We start from the raw sequence: 19,371 nt of genomic DNA, 5'->3' as shown, positions 1-19,371 counted from the left end.
CGGCCGAGGTGCCACGAAGTCAACTCGGCCGCAACACCGTCGTCAAGAAGTGAAAACTTAACGAGATGACAACGGTGGTTAGCGTTCTCTAAGTGAAGGCAGGCACGGAGGCCGGAGCAGCCGCCGGAAATGCGCTCTCTGTCCCGTTCAACAGCGTGGAGTCGCCCATCTCGCTGAGCACCAGGGCGAGCGCCCCCAGCACCTCCGCACGGCCCCCGAGGGCCCCCTGCACAAGGGAGAGCTGGCGCGCGGCGCTCGGGATGGCGTACCGGCCGACCGAGTCCCGGATGGGTGCGAGCACCAGCTCGCCCGCCTCCGCGAGATCGCCGCCGAGCACGACCCGGCTCGGGTTCAAGAGATTGCAAAGGTTGGCGATACCGCTGCCGATGTGGCGCCCGACGTCGGCGATGACGCGCCGGCAGCCCGGGTCGCCCTCGCGGGCCAGCTGCACGACCCGCTCCATGGTGAGGTCGGCCCCGTGGCTCGGCTGGAGCAGCGGCAGCACGTACCGGGCGGCGGTGAAGGTCTCCAGGCAGCCGCGGTTGCCGCAGCGGCAGACCGGTCCCGACTCGTCGAGGGTGATGTGGCCGATCTCGCCGGCCGTGCCGCCCGGCCCCCGGTAGACCCGCCCGTCGATCACGAGTCCGGCGCCCACACCGCTCGCCACCTTGATGTACGCCAGGTCCTTCACGCCCCGGCCGCTCCCCCACACCAGCTCGCCGAGCGCGCCGAGGTTGGCGTCGTTGTCGACGTGGACGGGGACCCCGAGGCGGGCCGACAGCTCCTCGGCCGGGTTGATGCCGCTCCAGCCCGGCAGGATCGACGTCGAGCCGAGCGTCCCCGAGGAGACGTCGATGGGGCCGGGGACGCCGAGGCCGACGCCGATCACCTTGTCGCGGCCGATGCCGGTGGCCTCGATCAGCCGGTTGACCAGCTGTTCCGCCCGGTCGAAGCCCTCCGCGGCGGAGGCGTCCACGTCGAGCGGCTCGGCCTCCTCGGCGAGGACCTGATGGGCGAGGTTGCCGACCGCGACCCGCAGGTGGGTGTGGCCGAAGTCGACGCCGATGACGATCCCGGCGTCGCCGGAGAGCGAGACGCTGCGGGCCCGCCGTCCGCCCGCGGAGGTGGGGGTGACCTCGACCGTGCCGCCGTCCTTCAGTTCCCGAACGATGTTGGAGACCGTCGCGGCGGACAGCCCCGTCGACCGGGCGATCTCGGCCTGGGTCAGCGAACCGGCCATCCGGACCGCCCGGACGACCCGCTCGAGATTGGCCCTGTGCAGAGACGTCTGCGACCCCGGAGTCTCCATCGACTCTTTCACTCCCACCGTTTTCTCCAACATGTGAACTCTAAGGGGACGCTTTCGGCTTCGCTCCCGTCAAGACCCGGAGCGGGGGCGGGGGATGCGCGGTGGGCACGCGAAAGCCCCCGCACGCGGGCGTGCGGGGGCTTGGGAGCGCTTTCAGGCTATTTCACGGCTCCGGCGGTGAGACCGGCCACCACCTGCCGCTGGAAGACGATGTACGCGGCGAGCACCGGCAGCATCGCCATCACGAGGCCGGCGAAGAGCCCGGACCAGTCGCCCTTGTACCCCTGGCTGACGGCGAGCTGCACCAGGCCCTGGGAGAGCACCTTGTTGTCGGGGTCGGTGTTGAGCACCGTCGGCAGCAGGTACTGGTTCCACTGCCCCAGGAAGTTGAAGATGCCGACGCTGATCAGGCCCGGGCGGGCCATCGGCAGCATCACCTGGAAGAAGGTGCGGGTGTGCGAGGCGCCGTCGATGAAGGCCGCCTCCGCCACCGAGGTCGGCAGCGTCCGGAAGAAGGCGGTCAGGAAGAAGACGGTGAAGGGCAGGGAGTACGCGATGTAGACGAGGATCAGGCCGTGCAGGGTGTTGAGCAGGGCCATGTTCTGCATCACGTAGAAGAGCGGCACCAGCGCCAGGATGATCGGGAAGCTCATCCCTCCGATGAAGAGGAAGTAGAGGAAGCGGTTCCCGGGGAACTCGAAGCGGGCCAGCACGTACGCCGCCATCGAGCCGAACAGCAGGGTGCCGACGAGCGAGCCGCCGACCACCACGAGCGTGTTCAGGAAGTACTCGCTCATGTGCGCCTGGGTCCAGGCGCGCGACCAGTTCTCGAAGTGCAGCGCGTCCGGCAGCGACCAGGGCGAGGTGAAGATCGCCCGGTCGGTCTTGAAGGAGGTCATCACCGCCCAGAGCAGCGGCATCACCACCATGATCGCCCAGATGATCAGGACGCCGTGCGAGAAGACGTTGAGGACCCCGCCCTCGCGCTTCTCCTTCGCGGGGGCCGTGGTCTTCCGGATCTCGGGGGCCTGGCCGGTACGGGGCGCGGGGATCCGCGCGTCCCCGGTGGGCGGGGTGTCGGTGGTCTTCATCAGAACTCCAGCCGCTCGCGCCGGCCCAGCTTCATCACGACCGCGGCGAAGGCGAGGGTGACGAGGAGGAGCGCGACGCCGATGGTCGTGGCGTAGGCGGCCTGACCGTCCCGGAACGCCTTCTGGTACACGTACAGCGGCATGACGATGGTCGAGTAGTCGGGCCCGCCGCCGCTGGGGCCGACGGTCATGATCTGCACGACCGCGAAGGACTCCGCGCCGAGCGCGAGGATCCCCATGTAGATCCAGCCCGACTGCACGGTGTCCCAGAGCAGCGGCAGGGTGATCTTGAAGAAGGTGGTGAAGCGGCTGGCGCCGTCGAGCAGCGCCGCCTCGTAGAAATCGCGCGGAATGGACGCCATGCCGGCCGAGAAGAGCACCACGAAGAATCCGACCGTGGACCAGACGAGGACCACCATCACGCAGATGAGGGCGAGGTTCGGGTCACCGAGCCAGTCCGGCTGGATGCTGCCGAGTCCGATCGCCTTCAGGAACGAATTGATCGCGCCGCTGTTCGGGTTGTACGCGAACTGGAAGAGAAGCGCGACGATGACGATCGACAGCACCTGCGGGAAGAAATAGACGATCTTGTAGAACGAGGAGCCGCGGACACCCGCGATCGCCGCTCCCTTCCGCCGTTTCCCGCCCACATTCAGCATGAACGCCAGGAAGAGGGCGAATCCGACCGTCACCAGCGGAAGCACGACGGCGAAGGTCAGGCTGTGCTGGAGCGACTTCCAGAAGATCTCGTCCTCGAACAGCCGGGTGTAGTTGGCGAAGCCGACGAACCCGAATTCGGGACTCAGTCCCGTCCAGTCCGTGAGCGAGTAATAGATGGACTGGATGAACGGCCAGATGACGAAGAGCGCGTACAGCGCCAGGGGTGCGGCCAGGAACCCCACGATGAAACGGTACTTGCCGTGCTGCATTCCGAACCGACCCCGATCTCCGGCGAAGGACGCGCGCCGCGGCACCGCGCGCCGAGGGGCCGGGGCCCGCTCCCGGTCGGCGGGAAGGGGCCCCGGCACTGCTCACTGGTGCTTGTAGTGCTTGATGTTCGGGTCCTGGGCCGCCTCGTCGGCGAACTTCTGGATCTTCTTGATCGTCTCGGCCGGGGTGGCGCGGCCGGCCATCATCTCGCCGATGCCGGCGACGCCGATCTTCTCCTTCTGGAGGGCCACGTACCAGTCCTGGAGCCGCGGGTTGACCACGTTGGCGCCGGCCTTCTCCAGGGCCGCGACACCGGACTTGAGGCCCGGGGAGAGCTCGATGCCGTCGGTGCCGCCGTTGAGCGCGCTGAGCGACTTCACGGACTGGGTGAAGTTCTTGGAGGACGCCTCGCTGAGCATGATGCGCAGCTGCTCCATGGCGCCCTCGGGGTTCTTCGCCTTCGCCGGGACGATGAAGGGCTCGCCGCCGGCCGCCCAGAGGGTGCCGAACGGCATCTTGTCGGAGGCGTCGAGGCCGGTCGGGGCGGAGACGGCGAGGCCGAAGTCGTCCGGCATCGTCGGCGCGGCCTCGTTCTCGACCCAGGAGCCGTTGGGGAGGAAGAGCGCCTTGCCCTCGGTCCAGGCGGTCTGCGACTGGATGTGGTCGAGGCCGGTGGTGCCCTGGAGGATGTAGCCCTTCTTGTAGAGCTCGAAGTACGCCTCGAAACACGCCTTGACCGCGGGGTGCTCCCAGGCCTTCGGCTCCAGGTTGTCGATGGCGTCGAGGACCTCGCGGCCGCCGACCTTGCCGATCATCGGGTAGAGCGAGAAGGGGAGGTAGTACGGGTGCTTGCCCGCGTACGTCCAGGGCGCGATGTTCTTCTTCTTGGCCTTCTCGCAGACGGCCAGCATCTGGTCCCAGGTCTCGGGGTACTCGGCGTCGAGCGAGTCGAGCAGCTTCTGCGAGTACCACACGCCGTAGACCGTGTAGGCGTAGTTGATCATCCAGCAGGGCTCACCGTCGAACTGGCCCATCTCGACGATGCCGGGGCGCAGGGTGTCGCGGACCTTCTTGCTCGGGTCGTCGACGGAGGGCGCGTCCAGGAGCGGGGTCAGGTCGGTCAGCTGCTTCTGTCCGACGAGGACGCCCATGTCCATCTGCTCGGCGCCGGAGTTGTCGATCAGGTCCGGCGGGGTGCCGCCGTTGAAGCGGGGCTGGAGCGCGGTGGTGATCTTCTGGGTCGGGGTGAACTTGACCTTGGCCTTCGGATAGGCCTGCTCGTAGAGCTTGATCGCGTCCTTCGCGTACTGCTGGCCGAAACCGCCGTCGAAGAGTACGAAATCGAGCTCGGCCGACTCGTTCACCGCGAGCGGGTTCTTGTCGGACTTGACGCCCTTCTCGACCTTGTCGTTGCTCTCGCCGCCACCGCTGGCGCAGGCCGAGAGAAAGCCCATGGCCGGGACGGAGACCAGACCGAGAGCGGCGGAACGCTTGATCAGATCACGACGGCCGAGGCCGCCCTCGTTCGAGTGGGCGGAGGTGGATCCCATGCTCAAGTCCTCGCCTTCATTCAGGACTCAGGCGGTGTACCGGTCGCCCGTACTTCGTCTCGCCACCGGCGAAGGGCCCCGCCACCGCGGTCATTTGCAGCAGGTGCAGCTGGGTCGTGCAGGCGTCGGGCCGTCGCCGGAAGCATCCGACAGGCTGGACGCCGACAGGTATAGTCCACTTCCCTCGACCGGAGCAAGATCGAAAGCAGCATTCGTCAGGCATCTTTCCCGAGTTGAGACCTCGGGGATTTCCCGGGAGCTTCCCGCGGAAGCCTGCCCGGCCATGCCGGAGCGCATCCCTCCGGCCTGCCTTCACAAAGTGAATGGTCCATTCGAAATCCGGCGAACGGGACGCCTTGCGAGAGGAGTTCCGGATGGCTGGAACCGCGCGGGCGGCGGCACCGTCTTCCTGTCATGTACGGACTCGCCGCCGGGTGGGTGGAAACGGGGGAAATCCCGCCGAACCGGACCGAGTTGGGCGGCTGTCCGTACTGTCCCGCTCTCGATATGGATCTGGAGATTTACGTGGCCAAGACTTCTGGCCTGAACCGCACGGGTGTCCTCGCCCGTGTCACGGTCGCCGCGGTGACCGCCGCCCTGGTGGGCACCACGACGGCCGCGGTCGCGGCGGAGCCGGTCGGCCCGACGTTCAAGCCGGCGCAGCAGGCGGGCCTCGCGCCCTCCGCGGGTGCCGCCTCGGCCGCCTCCGCGGCCGCCGCGGCCGCTCCGGCGGCGCTCAACAACCTGTACGGCGTCCACAGCAACGGTGACGTCATCGGTTACACGCCCGTCCCCGGCCCCGCCATCCAGCGCATCGCCGGCCTGTCCGGCAAGGGCTGGGTGAACTACAAGCACATGAACCAGGCGGACACGGACGGCCGCCTGGAGGGCGACTGGTACCACGCCGACGGCTGGTACGCCGTCACCACCGGCGGCCGTCTGCACTACGCGAGCAACGGCCCGGTCCGCGACCTCGGCGGCGGCTGGAACATCTACAACAAGGTCGTCTCGGCCGGCAACACCGGCGGCGGCGCCCCGGACGACGTCCTGGCCCGTGACAGCGCCGGTGTGCTCTGGCACTACCTGGGCAACGGCAACGCCTCCCTGACGCAGCGCTACCGCGTCGGCTCCGGCTGGAACGCGTACAACCAGATCGCGGGCAAGGGCGACGTGACCGGCGACGGCCGCGCCGACATCGTGGCCCGTGACGGCAGCGGGACCCTGTGGCTGTACAAGGGCACCGGCAACTACCGCGCGCCCTTCTCGACCCGTATCCGCGTCGGCGGCGGGTGGAACACGTACAACCTCCTGTTCTCCCCCGGTGACCTGACCGGCGACGGCCGCGCGGACCTCGTCGCCCGCAACGGCGCCGGCGCGCTGTTCCTGTACAAGGGCAAGGGCAGCGCGTCCTCGCCGTACACCGCCCCCGTGAAGATCGGCACGTCGGGCTGGAACGGCTTCCGCATGATGTTCTGATCACCCCGGTGACACGGAAGGGCCCCGCTCCTCGTGACGAGGAGCGGGGCCCTTCCCGCTTGCTACCGGATCAGCGGGGTGTTCAGCCGCGGATCAGGTTGCGGAGCACGTACTGCATGATGCCGCCGTTGCGGTAGTAGTCCGCCTCGCCGGGGGTGTCGATGCGGACGACCGCGTCGAACTCGACACCGGTGTCGGTGGTGACCTTCACCGTGCTGGGGGTGGTGCCCTCGTTCAGCTCGGTGATGCCCGCGATGGAGAAGGTCTCCTCGCCGGTCAGGCCGAGCGAGTCGGCCGACTGGCCGGCCGGGAACTGGAGCGGGAGGACGCCCATGCCGATGAGGTTCGAGCGGTGGATGCGCTCGTACGACTCGGTGATGACGGCCTTGACGCCGAGGAGCGCGGTGCCCTTGGCCGCCCAGTCGCGGGACGAGCCGGAGCCGTACTCCTTGCCGCCCAGGATGACCAGCGGGGTGCCGGCGGCCTGGTAGTTCTGCGAGGCGTCGTAGATGAACGACACCGGACCGTCGGCCTGGGTGAAGTCGCGGGTGTAGCCGCCCTCGGTGCCCGGCGCGATCTGGTTGCGCAGGCGGATGTTGGCGAAGGTGCCGCGGATCATGACCTCGTGGTTGCCTCGGCGCGAGCCGTAGGAGTTGAAGTCACGACGCTCCACACCGTGCTCGGTGAGGTACTTGCCGGCCGGGGTGTCGGCCTTGATGGCACCGGCCGGGGAGATGTGGTCGGTGGTGACCGAGTCGCCGAGCTTCGCGAGCACGCGGGCGCCCGTGATGTCGGTGACCGGGGTGGTCTCCATCGTCATGCCCTCGAAGTACGGGGGCTTGCGGACGTAGGTCGACTCGGTGTCCCACTCGAAGGTGTTGCCGGTCGGGATCGACAGCGCCTGCCACTGGGCGTCGCCGGCGAAGACGTCCTGGTAGGACTTGGCGAACATGTCCTCGCCGATGGCGTTGGCGACGACGTCGTTCACCTCGGCCTCGGAGGGCCAGATGTCCTTGAGGAAGACCGGGTTGCCCTCGGTGTCGGTGCCCAGCGCGTCCTTGGTGATGTCCACCTTCATGGAGCCCGCGATGGCGTACGCGACGACCAGCGGCGGGGAGGCCAGGTAGTTCATCTTGACGTCGGGGTTGATGCGGCCCTCGAAGTTGCGGTTGCCCGAGAGGACCGAGGTCACGGCGAGGTCGTGGTCGTTGACCGCCTTGGAGACCTCCTCCGGCAGCGGGCCGGAGTTGCCGATGCAGGTGGTGCAGCCGTAGCCGACGAGGTTGAAGCCGACCTTGTCGAGGTACGGGGTGAGGCCCGCCTTGTCGAAGTAGTCGGTGACGACCTTCGAGCCCGGGGCGAGGGTGGTCTTGACCCACGGCTTGCGGGTCAGGCCCTTCTCCACGGCCTTCTTCGCGACGAGCGCGGCGGCGACCATGACGTACGGGTTCGACGTGTTGGTGCAGGAGGTGATGGCCGCGACCGTCACCGCACCGTGGTCGAGGGTGTAGGTCGAGCCGTCGGGGGCGGTGACCACGACCGGGTTCGACGGGACGCCGTTCGAGACGGCCGGGGCGTCGGAGGCCGGGAAGGACTCCTCGCCGGCCTCGTCGGCGGTGGCGACGTAGTTGCGCACGTCCTGGGCGAACTGCTGGGCGGCGTTCGCGAGGATGATGCGGTCCTGCGGGCGCTTCGGGCCGGCGATGGACGGGACGACCGTGGAGAGGTCGAGCTCCAGCTTCTCGGAGAAGTCGGGCTCGGCCTTCGGGTCCAGCCAGAGGCCCTGCTCCTTGGCGTACGCCTCGACGAGCGCGACCTGCTGCGCGGAGCGGCCGGTGAGCTTGAGGTAGTTCAGGGTCTCGTCGTCGATCGGGAAGACCGCGGCGGTGGAGCCGAACTCCGGCGACATGTTGCCGATGGTGGCGCGGTTCGCCAGCGAGGTGGCGGCGACGCCCTCGCCGTAGAACTCGACGAACTTGCCGACGACACCGTGCTTGCGCAGCATCTCGGTGATGGTCAGCACGAGGTCGGTGGCGGTGGTGCCGGTGGGCAGCTCGCCGGTCAGCTTGAAGCCGACGACGCGCGGGATCAGCATGGAGACCGGCTGGCCGAGCATGGCGGCCTCGGCCTCGATGCCGCCGACGCCCCAGCCGAGCACACCGAGGCCGTTGACCATGGTGGTGTGGGAGTCGGTGCCGACGAGGGTGTCGGGGTAGGCCTGGCCGTTGCGGACCATGACCGTGCGGGCCAGGTGCTCGATGTTCACCTGGTGGACGATGCCGGTGCCCGGGGGGACGACCTTGAAGTCGTCGAAGGCGGTCTGGCCCCAGCGCAGGAACTGGTAGCGCTCCTTGTTGCGGCCGTACTCCAGCTCCACGTTCTGCGCGAACGCGTCGTTGGTGCCGAACTTGTCGGCGATGACGGAGTGGTCGATGACCATCTCGGCCGGGGAGAGCGGGTTGATCTTCGCCGGGTCGCCGCCGAGCGCCGCGACGGCCTCGCGCATGGTGGCGAGGTCGACGACACAGGGGACACCGGTGAAGTCCTGCATGATCACGCGCGCCGGCGTGAACTGGATCTCCTGGCTCGGCTGGGCCTGCGAGTCCCAGTTGCCGAGCGCCCGGATGTGGTCGGCGGTGATGTTCGCGCCGTCCTCGGTGCGGAGCAGGTTCTCCAGGAGGACCTTCAGGCTGTAAGGGAGGCGCGCGGAGCCCTCGACCTTGTCCAGCTTGAAGATCTCGTACGACTCGTCGCCCACGCGCAGCGTGCTGCGGGCGTCGAAGCTGTTCGCCGACACGACAGTCTCCTTCATCAATGTGCGCGTACTACCGTCATGCTGCCGCCACGGCTCCTCGCCGATCCGCTAAGGTAAGGCTAAGTTAGGTAACCCTTACCGTTCAGGCGGCCACGGTGCGCCGTAAGCAGTTATCTCGATGTCGAGATAACTCTAGTGCATCCCCGCCGATCGGTCATGCCTGGGCGCCCCGCGATCTGGTGTGGCGCCGCCTACACGGGCGCGCGCGTGCTCGCGTACCCCGCGCCGGGCGACCCACCCGTCCGGCGGCGCACACGTTGCCGGGGCCGGGGGGCGGGCCGAGGATCGGTGCATGTTCAGTGGCGCGCACGTCATCCTGTACACCCGGGACGCGGAGGCCGACCGCGCCTTCCTCCGGGACGTCGTCGGCTTTCCGCACGTGGACGCGGGGCGGGGCTGGCTGGTGTTCCGGCTGCCGCCGGCCGAGGTCGCGGTCCACCCGACGGAGGGCGAGCCGAAGCACGAGCTCTACCTCATGTGCGAGGACCTCACCGCCACGCTCACCGCCCTGGAGGACAAGGGCGCCGCGATCTCACGCGCCATCAGCGACCAGGGCTGGGGGCTGCTGGCGGCGGTACGGCTGCCGAGCGGTACGGAGCTGCCGCTGTACGAGCCGCGCCACCCCACGGCACTGGATCTCCCGAAATAGCCCCGAACCGGGAGTAAGGTCGCATACGTAACGACACGTCACCCGTTTGCCGTACCCCAGTGATCGACTCATCTCATATCTGAGATAACGTGACGCCATGGCAGACGACTACCTCGTACGCATCGGCAAGCTCATCCGTGACGCGCGGCAGCATCGCGGCTGGACCCAGACGCAGCTCGCCGAAGCCCTGGCCACCAGCCAGAGCGCGGTCAACCGCATCGAGCGCGGCAACCAGAACATCAGCCTTGAGATGATCGCCCGCATCGGCGAGGCGCTCGACAGCGAGATCGTGTCCCTGGGCTACGCCGGACCCATGCACCTCCGCGTCGTCGGCCGCCGCCGGCTCTCCGGCTCCATCGACGTCAAGACCAGCAAGAACGCCTGCGTCGCCCTGCTCTGCGCCACCCTGCTCAACAAGGGCCGCACCGTGCTGCGCCGGGTCGCGCGGATCGAGGAGGTCTTCCGCCTCCTCGAGGTGCTGAACTCCATCGGCGTCCGCACCCGCTGGATCAACGACGGCGTGGACCTGGAGATCGTGCCGCCGGCCGAGCTGGACATGGAGGCCATCGACGCCGAGGCCGCCATCCGCACCCGCTCCATCATCATGTTCCTCGGCCCGCTGCTGCACCGCCTGGACCGCTTCCGGCTGCCGTACGCCGGCGGCTGCGACCTCGGCACGCGCACGATCGAGCCGCACATGATCGCGCTGCGCCGCTTCGGCCTGGACATCACCGCCACCGAGGGCCTGTACCACGCGCAGGTGGAGAAGGCGGTGGCCCCGGACCGTCCGATCGTGCTGACCGAGCGCGGCGACACCGTGACCGAGAACGCGCTGCTCGCCGCCGCCCGCCACGACGGCGTGACGGTCATCCGCAACGCCTCCTCCAACTACATGGTCCAGGACCTCTGCTTCTTCCTGGAGGCCCTCGGCGTGCGGGTCGACGGCGTCGGCACCACCACCCTCACCGTCCACGGCGTCCCGGAGATCGACGTCGACGTCGACTACTCCCCCTCCGAGGACCCGGTCGAGGCGATGAGCCTCCTCGCCGCCGCCGTCGTCACCGAGTCCGAGCTCACCATCCGCCGCGTCCCGATCGAGTTCCTGGAGATCGAGCTGGCGGTCCTGGAGGAGATGGGCCTCGACCACGACCGCTCCGCCGAGTACGCCGCCGACAACGGCCGCACCCGCCTGGTCGACCTGACGGTCCGCCCCTCCAAGCTGGAGGCGCCGATCGACAAGATCCACCCGATGCCCTTCCCGGGCCTCAACATCGACAACGTCCCCTTCTTCGCGGCGATCGCGGCCACCGCCCAGGGCCAGACCCTCATCCACGACTGGGTCTACGACAACCGCGCCATCTACCTGACGGACCTCAACCGCCTCGGCGGCCGCCTCCAGCTCCTCGACCCCCACCGCGTCCTGGTCGAGGGCCCCACCCGCTGGCGCGCCGCCGAGATGATGTGCCCGCCCGCCCTCCGCCCGGCCGTGGTCGTCCTCCTCGCGATGATGGCCGCCGAGGGCACCTCCGTCCTCCGCAACGTCTACGTCATCAACCGCGGTTACGAGGACCTGGCCGAGCGACTGAACTCGATCGGCGCGCAGATCGAGATCTTCCGGGACATCTGACGTAAGAATGCCGCCGAACCCTCTCCGACCTGCGGCGAAGCGGGCCGGAGAGGGATGCGGCGGCATCCGTGGGTCGGAGGAGTTCGCCGCCCTTACGACACCACGAGTTCATCTCGGTAATGCCTACGGGCTTTCATCGACTCGCTCGACTTCCCGCTCGGATCGGAATGTGCCCGGGGTCGTGTCGAATTCCTTGCGGAACGCCTGGTGGAAACCGACCTGGCTGCGATAGCCCACGCGCTGCGCGATTTCATGCTGCGCCATCGGGGTGTCCGAGAGCAGCCGCTTCGCCTCCTGGAGCCGACGGGCCGTGAGATGTCGCATCGGTGTCTCTCCCACCAGGTCCTTGAACTGGTGGGAGAAGGCCGACCGCGACATGCCCGCCTTCCTCGCCAGCGTCTCCACTGTCCACGGCTCGGCGTACGAACCGTGGATCGCCATCAGCGCCTTGCTGATGCCCTGGTGGCGCAGCACCCGCAGGGCCGGGGACTGCTCCGTCAGCTGTTCCAGGGCGACCCGCAGGGACAGCACGAAGACCGTCTCGAAGGCCCGCAGGGCCACCAGCCGCGCTCCCGGGGCCGTCCGTCCGATCTCGGAGGGCAGGGCGCCCAGCGTGGACATCAGCAACGGCTCGCCCTCCAGCATGGACCGCCGCAGCACGATGATCCGGGGCAGCTCGCCGTAGAGCCCCGGTTCGGTCAGCGGGCTGTAACGCAGGCTCGCGCAGAGCATCCGGGTCCCGTACGGCGGTGTCCCGACCCTGACGAGTCCGGACTCGCCCGGGCTCACGTTCGGCACCAGCGCCGACAGCGGGGTGGTGTGCGCCCCGCGCCCGGCGGAGAACGAATGGGCCGTGCCGTGCGGGAAGATCGCCAGGTCTCCCTCGTACAGGTCCACGGGCTCGGAGTCGTCCTCGAAGGTGATCACACAGCTGCCCCGGACCATGTGGTGCATGATCGCGCAGCTGTCCTCGTGCCCCTTCACCCCCCATGCCCCGCCCGCCTCCCAGACGCTGTGGAAGATGTCGATCAGCCACAACGGGCGCAGCAACGCGGTCAGCGCATCGTCACCCATGGACTCCCCCTAATCCGTTTCGGCGCTTGCCTCATTGATCGTAGTCAGCGGCCCGAGAACCATGAGGGGTGAAAGCCGGGAGCTTTGGCCGGTTAACGGGGTTGCAGTACGGGGGTAAGCGTTCTATGCACATCGTGATTGCCGGTGCCGGCATCGGCGGTCTGGTCGCCGCGCTGAGCCTCCATTCCGCCGGACTGCGCCACATCGAAGTCCTGGAGACCGTCCCCGAAATCCGTCCGATGGGTGCCGGGGTCAACCTGCTGCCCAACGCCGTACGCGAGCTGGCCGCCCTCGGACTGTCCGAAACCCTCTCCGGCATCGGTGCCGACCTGACGGAGCTCGGCTACTACAACCATCTCGGCCAGACCATCTGGCGCGAGCCCCGCGGTCGGGCCGACGGCTGCCGCTGGCCGCAGCTCGCCGTGCACCGCGGCGCCCTCCAGCAGGCCCTCCTCACGGCCGTGCGCCAACGGCTCGGCGCCGCCGCGCTGACCACCGGCGCCCGCGTCACCGGCTTCGCCCCTCAGGCCGGCGGCGTCACCGTCGAGCTGGCCCCCGGCCCCGACGGCGCGCCCCGCCGGATCGACGCCGCCGTGCTGATCGGCGCGGACGGCATCCGCTCCGCCGTCCGCCGGACGCTCTACCCGCGTGAGGGCGAACCGAGCTCCGACGGCACCACCATCTGGCGTGGCATCACCCGTGCCGCCCCCTTCCACGGCGGACGGGCGATGGCCGTCCTCGGCGACGGACGCTGGAAGGCCGTCGTCTACCCGCTCTCCACCACCCCCGGGCCCGACGGTCTCGTCCCGGTGAACTGGGCGATCTCACGCACCGCGGCGGAGCGCGCCGACCGATTCCCCGCCGCCGTCACCGGCTGGGCCCGGGGCGATCTGCGGCTGGACGCCCTGCTCGGGGAGGCGGAGCAGGCCGGCTCCTTCCCGCTCCTCGACCGCGACCCGCTCCCCCGCTGGTCCTTCGGCCCGGTCACCCTGCTCGGGGACGCCGCCCACGCCATGGCGCCCATGGGCTCCAACGCCACCACTCAGGCCGTCGTCGACGGCCGCAGCCTCGCCCACGCGCTGGCCCGCCACCCCGACCCGGTGGAGGCGCTGGCCGCGTACGACCGGGAGCGTCGGCCCCGGATGAACCACCTCCAGCTCCTCAATCGTGCCAAGGGTCCCGAGCGCGTCATCGACCTGGTCCAGGCCCGTGCCCCGCGCGGATTCCACCGGGTCGAGGACGTCGTCCCCGCCGCCCGGCTCGCCCAGGTGACGGGCGACTACGCGCGGGCCGCCGGCTCCGACACCGACGCCGCCAACGCCCCCTCCCCCTACGAACCGCCGCACCGGCCGCACGCCGCGGCCTGACCGCGTGCGGCGTCCCCCGCGATCACCCATCCGATCGACACACACCCGGCAGGAGAACCATGACCCGCAGCGGCCAGGAGTACCTCGAATCACTGCGCGACGGCCGTTCCGTATGGATCGACGGTGAGCAGGTCAAGGACGTCACGGAACACCCGGCCTTCCGCAACACCGCCCGCTCCTTCGCCCGGCTCTACGACATCGCGGGCGACCCCGAGTGGCGTGACGTCCTCACGGTGACGCCCGAGGGACAACAGCAGCCGATCCTGCGCGCCTACCACGTGCCCCGCACCCAGGCGGAACTGATAGAGCGGCGGAAGGCGTTCAAGACCTGGTCCGCGGCGAGCTTCGGCTTCCTCGGCCGCTCGCCCGACTACATGGCCGCCGGCATCGCCGGCTTCGTCTCGGCCCCCGATGTCCTCGCCGGGGACGGCTTCGACGGGCGCGACAACCTCGCCGCCTACCACCGGCGCATGTCCGAGGGCGACCTGTACCCCGCCTTCACCATCACGAACCCGCAGATCGACCGCACCCGGGCGGGCAGCGAGCAGGAGCAGGACGACCTCTTCGTCCGCGTGGTCAAGGAGCGCGACGACGGCATCGTCGTGCGCGGCGCCAAGATGATCGGCACCGGTGCCGTGTTCGGCGACGAGATCATCGTCGGCACCATCGAGCCGCTGCCCCGGCAGGACATCGAGTACGCCCTGACCTTCTCCGTGCCGCTCTCCACGCCCGGTCTGAAGTTCATCTCGCGCACCTCTTACGAGGCGCAGGCCCGCAGCGTCTTCGACAACCCGCTCTCCTCCCGCTTCGACGAGAACGACGCCCTCCTCGTCTGCGACGACGTCTTCGTCCCCTGGGAGCGGGTGCTGACCTACCGGAACACCGACACGACCTTCGGCATGTGGTGGCTGACCCCCGCCTACAACAACTTCGTCCACCAGGCCGCCACCCGCTTCTGGACCAAGCTGGAGTTCCTCGCCGGGCTCGCCATCCTCATCACCCGCTCGAACAACACCTACCAGCTGCCGCCGGTGCAGATGCAGCTCGGCCGGATCATGGGCTGGCTCAGCATCGCCAAGTCGATGGTCCTCGCGGCCGAGGCCGAGTACGAGCGCGTGCCCGGCGAGAACGGCGCCGTCCACATCAACCGGGCGATCGCCTCCGCGCACCGGGCCATGGCCGGTGACCTGTACCCCAAGGTGCTCGCCGAGATCAAGCTGCTCGCCGGCGGCGGGCTCATCCAGCTCCCCGCCTCCGGGTTCGACCTCACCCATCCCGAACTCGGTCCGCTCGTCGCCAAGTACGTGCGCTCCACCGGCACTCCCGCGGAGCAGCGGGTCAAACTGCTGAAGCTCGCCTGGGACGCCCTCGGCTCCGAGTTCGCCTCCCGGCACGAGCAGTACGAGCGCTTCTACCACGGCGCGCCCCACGTCTACCTGCCCGGCATCGTCCGGGACGGCGACCCGGACCACCTGGCCGCCTTCACCCAGTCCTGCCTCGACGGCTACGGGCTCGACCCCCTCGGGGACTTCCGCGTTCCCGGTACGGGAGGGGAACACCATGGCGGTAGCTGACCGCGGGAAAGCCCTCGCGCTGCTCGCCGGCACCCAGTTCGTCCTGCTGCTCGACACGTCGATCATCAATGTCGCCGCGCCTTCCATCGGGGAGAGCCTGGAGATCTCCCCGGCCGCGCTGTCCTGGGTGGCCAACGCCTACCTGGTCTCCTTCGGCGGGCTCCTGCTGCTCAGCGGTCGGGCCGCCGACCTCCTCGGACAGCGCCGGGTCTTCGTCGCCGGCCTCGGTGTTCTGGCGGCGGCCTCGCTGCTCGGTGCCCTCGCCCAGGACGCCGGGCTGCTGATCGCGGCCCGCGCGGCGCAGGGCGTCGGGGCCGCGATGGCCGGCGCCGCCGCCTTCGCGCTCCTCCTGACCCTCTTCCCTGACGGGCCGGAGCGGCACCGGGCGCTCGGCGTGTTCGCCGCGATGGCCGGCGCGGGCGGAGCGGCCGGCACCGTGCTCGGCGGGGTTCTCACCAGCTGGCTCGGCTGGGAGTCCACCTTCGCCCTGAACGTCCTCGCCGGCATCGCGCTGATGCTGCCGGTGCGGCGTCTGCTGCCGGCCGGCGGCGCCGCCCGTACCGGGCAGGGCTTCGACGTGCCCGGCGCGACCACCGTCACCGCCGGACTCGCCCTGCTCGCCTACGCGGTGGTGAACGCGGGCGAGGCGGGGTGGGGCTCCACGGCCACCCTCGTCACCGGCGCCTGCGCCCTCGTCCTGCTCATCCTGTTCGTCCTGGTGGAACGCCGGTCCGCGCATCCGCTGGTGCCGCTCTCCGTGCTCGGCCGGCCGTCCCTGCGACTCGCCAACGTCCTCGCCGCGCTCTGGCAGATGTCGCTGTTCCCGATGTTCTTCCTGGTCAGCCTGTACCTCCAGGCCGTGCTCGGCCAGGAGCCGGTGCTCGGCGGGCTCGCGCTGCTGCCGCTCTGCATCGTCGTCATCGCCGTCGCGAGCCGTACCGACCGGCTGATCGCCCGCTTCGGCCTGCGCGCCGTGATGGGCGCCGGTTTCGCGCTCGTCGCCGCCGGCATGGCGTGGCAGTCCCTGATCTCCGCCGACGGCACGTACGTGGTCGATGTCCTGCCGCCCAGCCTGCTGCTGGGCGTCGCCCTGCCCCTCGTGTCCATCACCACCAACATCGCCGCCACCCTCGACACCCGCGAGGAGGAGTCCGGGCTGGCCTCCGGGCTGCTCAACACCAGCCTCCAGTTCGGCTCGGTGATCGGCCTGGCCGTGCTCTCCGGCATCGCCGCCGCCGTGACCGGCGCCTCCACCGGGGCCCGCGGGCCCGCGCTCACCGACGGTTTCGCCACCGCCCTGCTGGTCGGAGCCGTACCCGCCGTCCTCGGCGTGCTGCTCGTCCTCAGGCTGCGACTGCCGGCTCCGTCCGTGCAGGGCGCACCTGAGCAGCAGCGGACCGCCTCCTGACCGATCCGGCCCACCGCACCGCGGCGGGCCGGGTGCGCCAACCGAAAACCACCCGATGAAAGGCACGACATGACACAGGAGCACCGCAAGCACGTCCTGGTGACCGGGGCCAACGGCTTCCAGGGCGGGGCCGTGGCCCGGCTGCTCGCCGCCGACGGGTACGACGTGCGCGGGCTCGTCCGGGACGGGGCCAAGGCCGCGAGCCTGCCCGCCGGCGTCACCCCGGTCTACGGCGACCTGGGCGACCCCGAGGCACTGCGCGCCGCCTTCGACGGCGTCACCCACGCCGTGGTCGTGATGCCGCTGGAGTACGACTCCGAGACCGTGGCCGGGTATGCCCGCAACATCGCCGGGGCCGCCCACGCGGCCGGGGTGCGCCGCCTGGTCTACAACGTCAACACGCCGGTCCCGGACGAGACCACCCCGTACGCCGGCTTCGAGACCCGCCGCCTCGCCGAGCGGATCCTGCTCGACGGCCCGGTGCCGGTCGTCGTCGTCCGCCCCCCGGTCTACCTGGAGAACCTCTTCAGCCCGTGGAACGGCCCGGCCATCGTCAACGACGGCGTCCTCGCCTACCCGCTGCCCGCCGATCAGAAGGTCGCGTGGATGTCGCACGCGGACCTCGCCCGCGTCGCGGCCCGCGCCCTCGACGAGGACGTGCCCGCGGGGCGCGTGTGGAACGTCGGGGGTGCCGAGATCCTCACCGGCCCCGAGCTGGCCGCCGCCTTCGGTCGCGCGCTCGGCCGCGAGGTCGCCTATCTGCCCCTGGACGTCGCCGACTTCGAGAAGGGCCTCGGCCAGGCGATCGGCCCCGAGGCCGCCGCCGGCGTCGCAGGCATCTACCACTACGCCGGCACGGGTCGGGCGGCCGACCTGCTCGCCGCCTCCCCGGCCGGCGTCGAGACCGCCTTCGGCGTGCGCCTCACCCCCGTCACCGAGTGGGTCGAGGCGCAGCCCTGGGAGATCTGGGCCCGCACGGAGGGCTGACGCGGGCGTGGGCCGGCCCGCAGGGCGGCTCGGCCCACCGACACGTTCACGGGGGAGTAAGGATGCATGACGACACCGGCGAGCTCGACCAGGAGCTCGCCTCGGAACACGCGCGTGGGCGCGGAAGAGAAGACGCCACCACCGCAGTCGCGGTCATCGGGATCGGCTGCCGGCTGCCGGGGGCCCACGGGCCCGAACAGTTGTGGGAGCTGCTCCGGGCCGGCCGGGACGCCGTCGGTCCGGCTCCCGAGGACCGGTTCCCGGCGGACGCCCGACCGCCCTCCGGCGGCCTGCGCGGCGGCTTCGTCGACGGCTGGGACCTCTTCGACGCCGGGTTCTTCGGCATCACGGACGAGGAGGCCGACGCCATGGACCCGCAGCAGCGCCTGCTGCTCCTCACCGCCTGGGAGGCGCTCCAGGACTCCGGCGCCGATCCGCGCGCGGTGGCCGGCAGCCGTACCGCGGTCTTCGCCGGACAGTCGCACGCCGATCACTGGGACCGGCTCCGCGCCGCCCGTGCCGGATCGCTCGACCTGGACTGCCTGGTCGGCGGCCAGCAGCGGTCGATGCTCTCCGGACGCCTCTCCCATCACCTGGGCCTGCACGGTCCCAGCGTCACCCTCGACTGTGCCCAGGCTTCGTCTCTCGCCGCGGTGCACCTGGCCTGTCTGAGCCTGCGTTCCGGCGAGTCCCGGACCGCCCTGGCCTGCGGGGCCAACCTGGTGCTCGACACTGCCGTCACCGAGGTGTTCGACGGCGCGGGCGTCCTGTCCGGGGAAGGCCGCTGCCGCTTCGGGGACGCCGCCGCTGACGGCTTCGTCCGCTCCGACGGCGTCGGTGTCGTCGTGCTCAAGCGACTCGACCGGGCCCTGGCGGACGGCGATCCCGTCCGGGCGGTGATCCTCGGCAGCGCCATGAGCCACGACGGGGCGGACGAGAAACGGATCACCGACCCCTCGCCGGCCGGTCAGGCGAGGGCCGTGCGCTGGGCCCACGAGGACGCCGGCACCCGCCCGGGCGACGTCGGGTACGTCGAGGCGCACGGCACCGGCACGCGGATCGACGCCGTGGAACTCGCCGCGCTCACCGAGGTGCTGGCCGAGGGACGTCCCGCCGGCCGGTCCTGTCTGGTCGGCTCGGTCAAGAGCAACATCGGGCACTGCGAGGCCGCCGCAGGAGTCGCCGGCCTCATCAAGACCGTCCTCTGTCTGGAACACGGCGAGGTCCCGCCCAGTCTCCACTTCGAGAACCCGAACCCGCGGGTCGACTGGGAGCGGCTGCCGCTGGTGGTACCCACCTCGCTCCGCCCACTGCCCGCCCCGCCGGGGCTGCCCGCGCTCGCGGCCGTCAACGGCCAGGGGATGTCCGGCACCAACGTGCACCTCGTCCTCGGCCCGGCACCCCGGGCGTCCAGGCCGTCCGCAGGCCGCCCCGCGGGGCCCCCCGCCCGGACCTGGCAGCTGCGCCGTCACGCCTTCCCGGCCGCGCCGGCATTCCGGCCCGGCCGCTGACGC

At 70.3% G+C, this 19,371-nt stretch carries 14 protein-coding genes; 8 read left to right on the top strand and 6 right to left on the bottom strand.

The genetic code is table 11. The features are described 5' to 3' along the window. Positions 1–88 precede the first annotated feature (88 nt). From ACFYT9_RS13445 to ngcE, 4 genes are all read right to left on the bottom strand, one after another. Positions 89–1,309, bottom strand: coding sequence for an ROK family protein (locus ACFYT9_RS13445; RefSeq protein ID WP_376603316.1), 1,221 nt, complete (start codon positions 1,307–1,309; stop codon positions 89–91). A 158-nt stretch (positions 1,310–1,467) separates the two neighbouring features. After that, complete coding sequence (locus ACFYT9_RS13440) at positions 1,468–2,400, bottom strand: carbohydrate ABC transporter permease (protein WP_389163156.1); 933 nt, start codon at positions 2,398–2,400, stop codon at positions 1,468–1,470. Continuing rightward, a complete protein-coding gene (locus ACFYT9_RS13435; protein ID WP_376603314.1) occupies positions 2,400–3,329 on the bottom strand; it encodes a carbohydrate ABC transporter permease in 930 nt (309 codons plus the stop codon). The genes ACFYT9_RS13440 and ACFYT9_RS13435 overlap by 1 nt, the downstream gene beginning before the upstream one ends. 102 nt (positions 3,330–3,431) lie before the next feature. Next, positions 3,432–4,880: an N-acetylglucosamine/diacetylchitobiose ABC transporter substrate-binding protein gene (gene ngcE / locus ACFYT9_RS13430; RefSeq protein ID WP_387270042.1), complete on the bottom strand. Its 1,449-nt coding sequence runs from the start codon at positions 4,878–4,880 to the stop codon at positions 3,432–3,434. A gap of 525 nt (positions 4,881–5,405) precedes the next feature. On the opposite strand from ngcE, the gene ACFYT9_RS13425 reads away from it, so the two are divergent. Beyond that, entirely contained in the window at positions 5,406–6,356 is a 951-nt protein-coding gene (locus ACFYT9_RS13425) for an FG-GAP repeat domain-containing protein (RefSeq protein ID WP_389163152.1), read from the top strand. Positions 6,357–6,438: 82 nt separating this feature from the next. Here the strand turns inward: ACFYT9_RS13425 and acnA are convergent, their stop codons facing one another. Beyond that, complete coding sequence (gene acnA / locus ACFYT9_RS13420) at positions 6,439–9,153, bottom strand: aconitate hydratase AcnA (RefSeq protein WP_387270040.1); 2,715 nt, start codon at positions 9,151–9,153, stop codon at positions 6,439–6,441. A 310-nt stretch (positions 9,154–9,463) separates the two neighbouring features. On the opposite strand from acnA, the gene ACFYT9_RS13415 reads away from it, so the two are divergent. Continuing rightward, positions 9,464–9,820, top strand: a complete 357-nt coding sequence (locus ACFYT9_RS13415; RefSeq protein ID WP_389163149.1) for a VOC family protein — start codon at positions 9,464–9,466, stop codon at positions 9,818–9,820. A gap of 97 nt (positions 9,821–9,917) precedes the next feature. Next, positions 9,918–11,447, top strand: a complete 1,530-nt coding sequence (locus tag ACFYT9_RS13410; RefSeq protein ID WP_376598986.1) for a helix-turn-helix domain-containing protein — start codon at positions 9,918–9,920, stop codon at positions 11,445–11,447. Positions 11,448–11,570: 123 nt separating this feature from the next. Here ACFYT9_RS13410 and ACFYT9_RS13405 read toward each other — a convergent pair whose 3' ends face one another. Continuing rightward, positions 11,571–12,521 carry an AraC family transcriptional regulator gene (locus tag ACFYT9_RS13405; RefSeq protein WP_389163146.1) on the bottom strand — a complete coding sequence of 317 codons (951 nt, stop codon included), beginning with the start codon at positions 12,519–12,521 and terminating at the stop codon, positions 11,571–11,573. A 125-nt stretch (positions 12,522–12,646) separates the two neighbouring features. Here ACFYT9_RS13405 and ACFYT9_RS13400 point away from each other — a divergent pair, with 125 nt between their 5' ends. From ACFYT9_RS13400 to ACFYT9_RS13380, 5 genes are all read left to right on the top strand, one after another. Then, on the top strand, positions 12,647–13,888 hold the full coding sequence (locus ACFYT9_RS13400; RefSeq protein WP_389163144.1) for an FAD-dependent monooxygenase: 1,242 nt from the start codon (positions 12,647–12,649) through the stop codon (positions 13,886–13,888). A 59-nt stretch (positions 13,889–13,947) separates the two neighbouring features. After that, on the top strand, positions 13,948–15,462 hold the full coding sequence (locus ACFYT9_RS13395; RefSeq protein WP_387270036.1) for a 4-hydroxyphenylacetate 3-hydroxylase family protein: 1,515 nt from the start codon (positions 13,948–13,950) through the stop codon (positions 15,460–15,462). Next, positions 15,449–16,870 carry an MFS transporter gene (locus ACFYT9_RS13390; RefSeq protein WP_389163141.1) on the top strand — a complete coding sequence of 474 codons (1,422 nt, stop codon included), beginning with the start codon at positions 15,449–15,451 and terminating at the stop codon, positions 16,868–16,870. The genes ACFYT9_RS13395 and ACFYT9_RS13390 overlap by 14 nt, the downstream gene beginning before the upstream one ends. Positions 16,871–16,939: 69 nt before the next feature. Beyond that, positions 16,940–17,857 (top strand): SDR family oxidoreductase, encoded by a 918-nt coding sequence (locus ACFYT9_RS13385; protein ID WP_389163139.1) that lies wholly within the window; start codon positions 16,940–16,942, stop codon positions 17,855–17,857. Between the two features lie 62 nt (positions 17,858–17,919). Next, entirely contained in the window at positions 17,920–19,368 is a 1,449-nt protein-coding gene (locus ACFYT9_RS13380) for a polyketide synthase (protein ID WP_389163137.1), read from the top strand. The last annotated feature ends 3 nt before the right edge of the window (positions 19,369–19,371 follow it).

The sequence above is a fragment of the Streptomyces sp. NPDC004435 genome (assembly GCF_042873895.1).
In the GTDB taxonomy this organism is placed as follows: Bacteria; Actinomycetota; Actinomycetes; order Streptomycetales; family Streptomycetaceae; genus Streptomyces.
This window is presented reverse-complemented; position numbering and strand designations above follow the sequence as displayed.

Bases quoted from the DNA above. Each gene is read 5' to 3' on its own strand.
- ACFYT9_RS13380 (WP_389163137.1), top strand. From the start codon at position 17,920: ATGCATGACGACACCGGCGAGCTCGACCAGGAGCTCGCCTCGGAACAC.
- ACFYT9_RS13395 (WP_387270036.1), top strand. From the start codon at position 13,948: ATGACCCGCAGCGGCCAGGAGTACCTCGAATCACTGCGCGACGGCCGT.
- ngcE (WP_387270042.1), bottom strand. From the start codon at position 4,880: ATGGGATCCACCTCCGCCCACTCGAACGAGGGCGGCCTCGGCCGTCGT.
- ACFYT9_RS13415 (WP_389163149.1), top strand. From the start codon at position 9,464: ATGTTCAGTGGCGCGCACGTCATCCTGTACACCCGGGACGCGGAGGCC.
- ACFYT9_RS13410 (WP_376598986.1), top strand. From the start codon at position 9,918: ATGGCAGACGACTACCTCGTACGCATCGGCAAGCTCATCCGTGACGCG.
- ACFYT9_RS13445 (WP_376603316.1), bottom strand. From the start codon at position 1,309: ATGGAGACTCCGGGGTCGCAGACGTCTCTGCACAGGGCCAATCTCGAG.
- ACFYT9_RS13435 (WP_376603314.1), bottom strand. From the start codon at position 3,329: ATGCAGCACGGCAAGTACCGTTTCATCGTGGGGTTCCTGGCCGCACCC.
- ACFYT9_RS13405 (WP_389163146.1), bottom strand. From the start codon at position 12,521: ATGGGTGACGATGCGCTGACCGCGTTGCTGCGCCCGTTGTGGCTGATC.
- ACFYT9_RS13400 (WP_389163144.1), top strand. From the start codon at position 12,647: ATGCACATCGTGATTGCCGGTGCCGGCATCGGCGGTCTGGTCGCCGCG.
- ACFYT9_RS13385 (WP_389163139.1), top strand. From the start codon at position 16,940: ATGACACAGGAGCACCGCAAGCACGTCCTGGTGACCGGGGCCAACGGC.
- ACFYT9_RS13390 (WP_389163141.1), top strand. From the start codon at position 15,449: ATGGCGGTAGCTGACCGCGGGAAAGCCCTCGCGCTGCTCGCCGGCACC.
- ACFYT9_RS13440 (WP_389163156.1), bottom strand. From the start codon at position 2,400: ATGAAGACCACCGACACCCCGCCCACCGGGGACGCGCGGATCCCCGCG.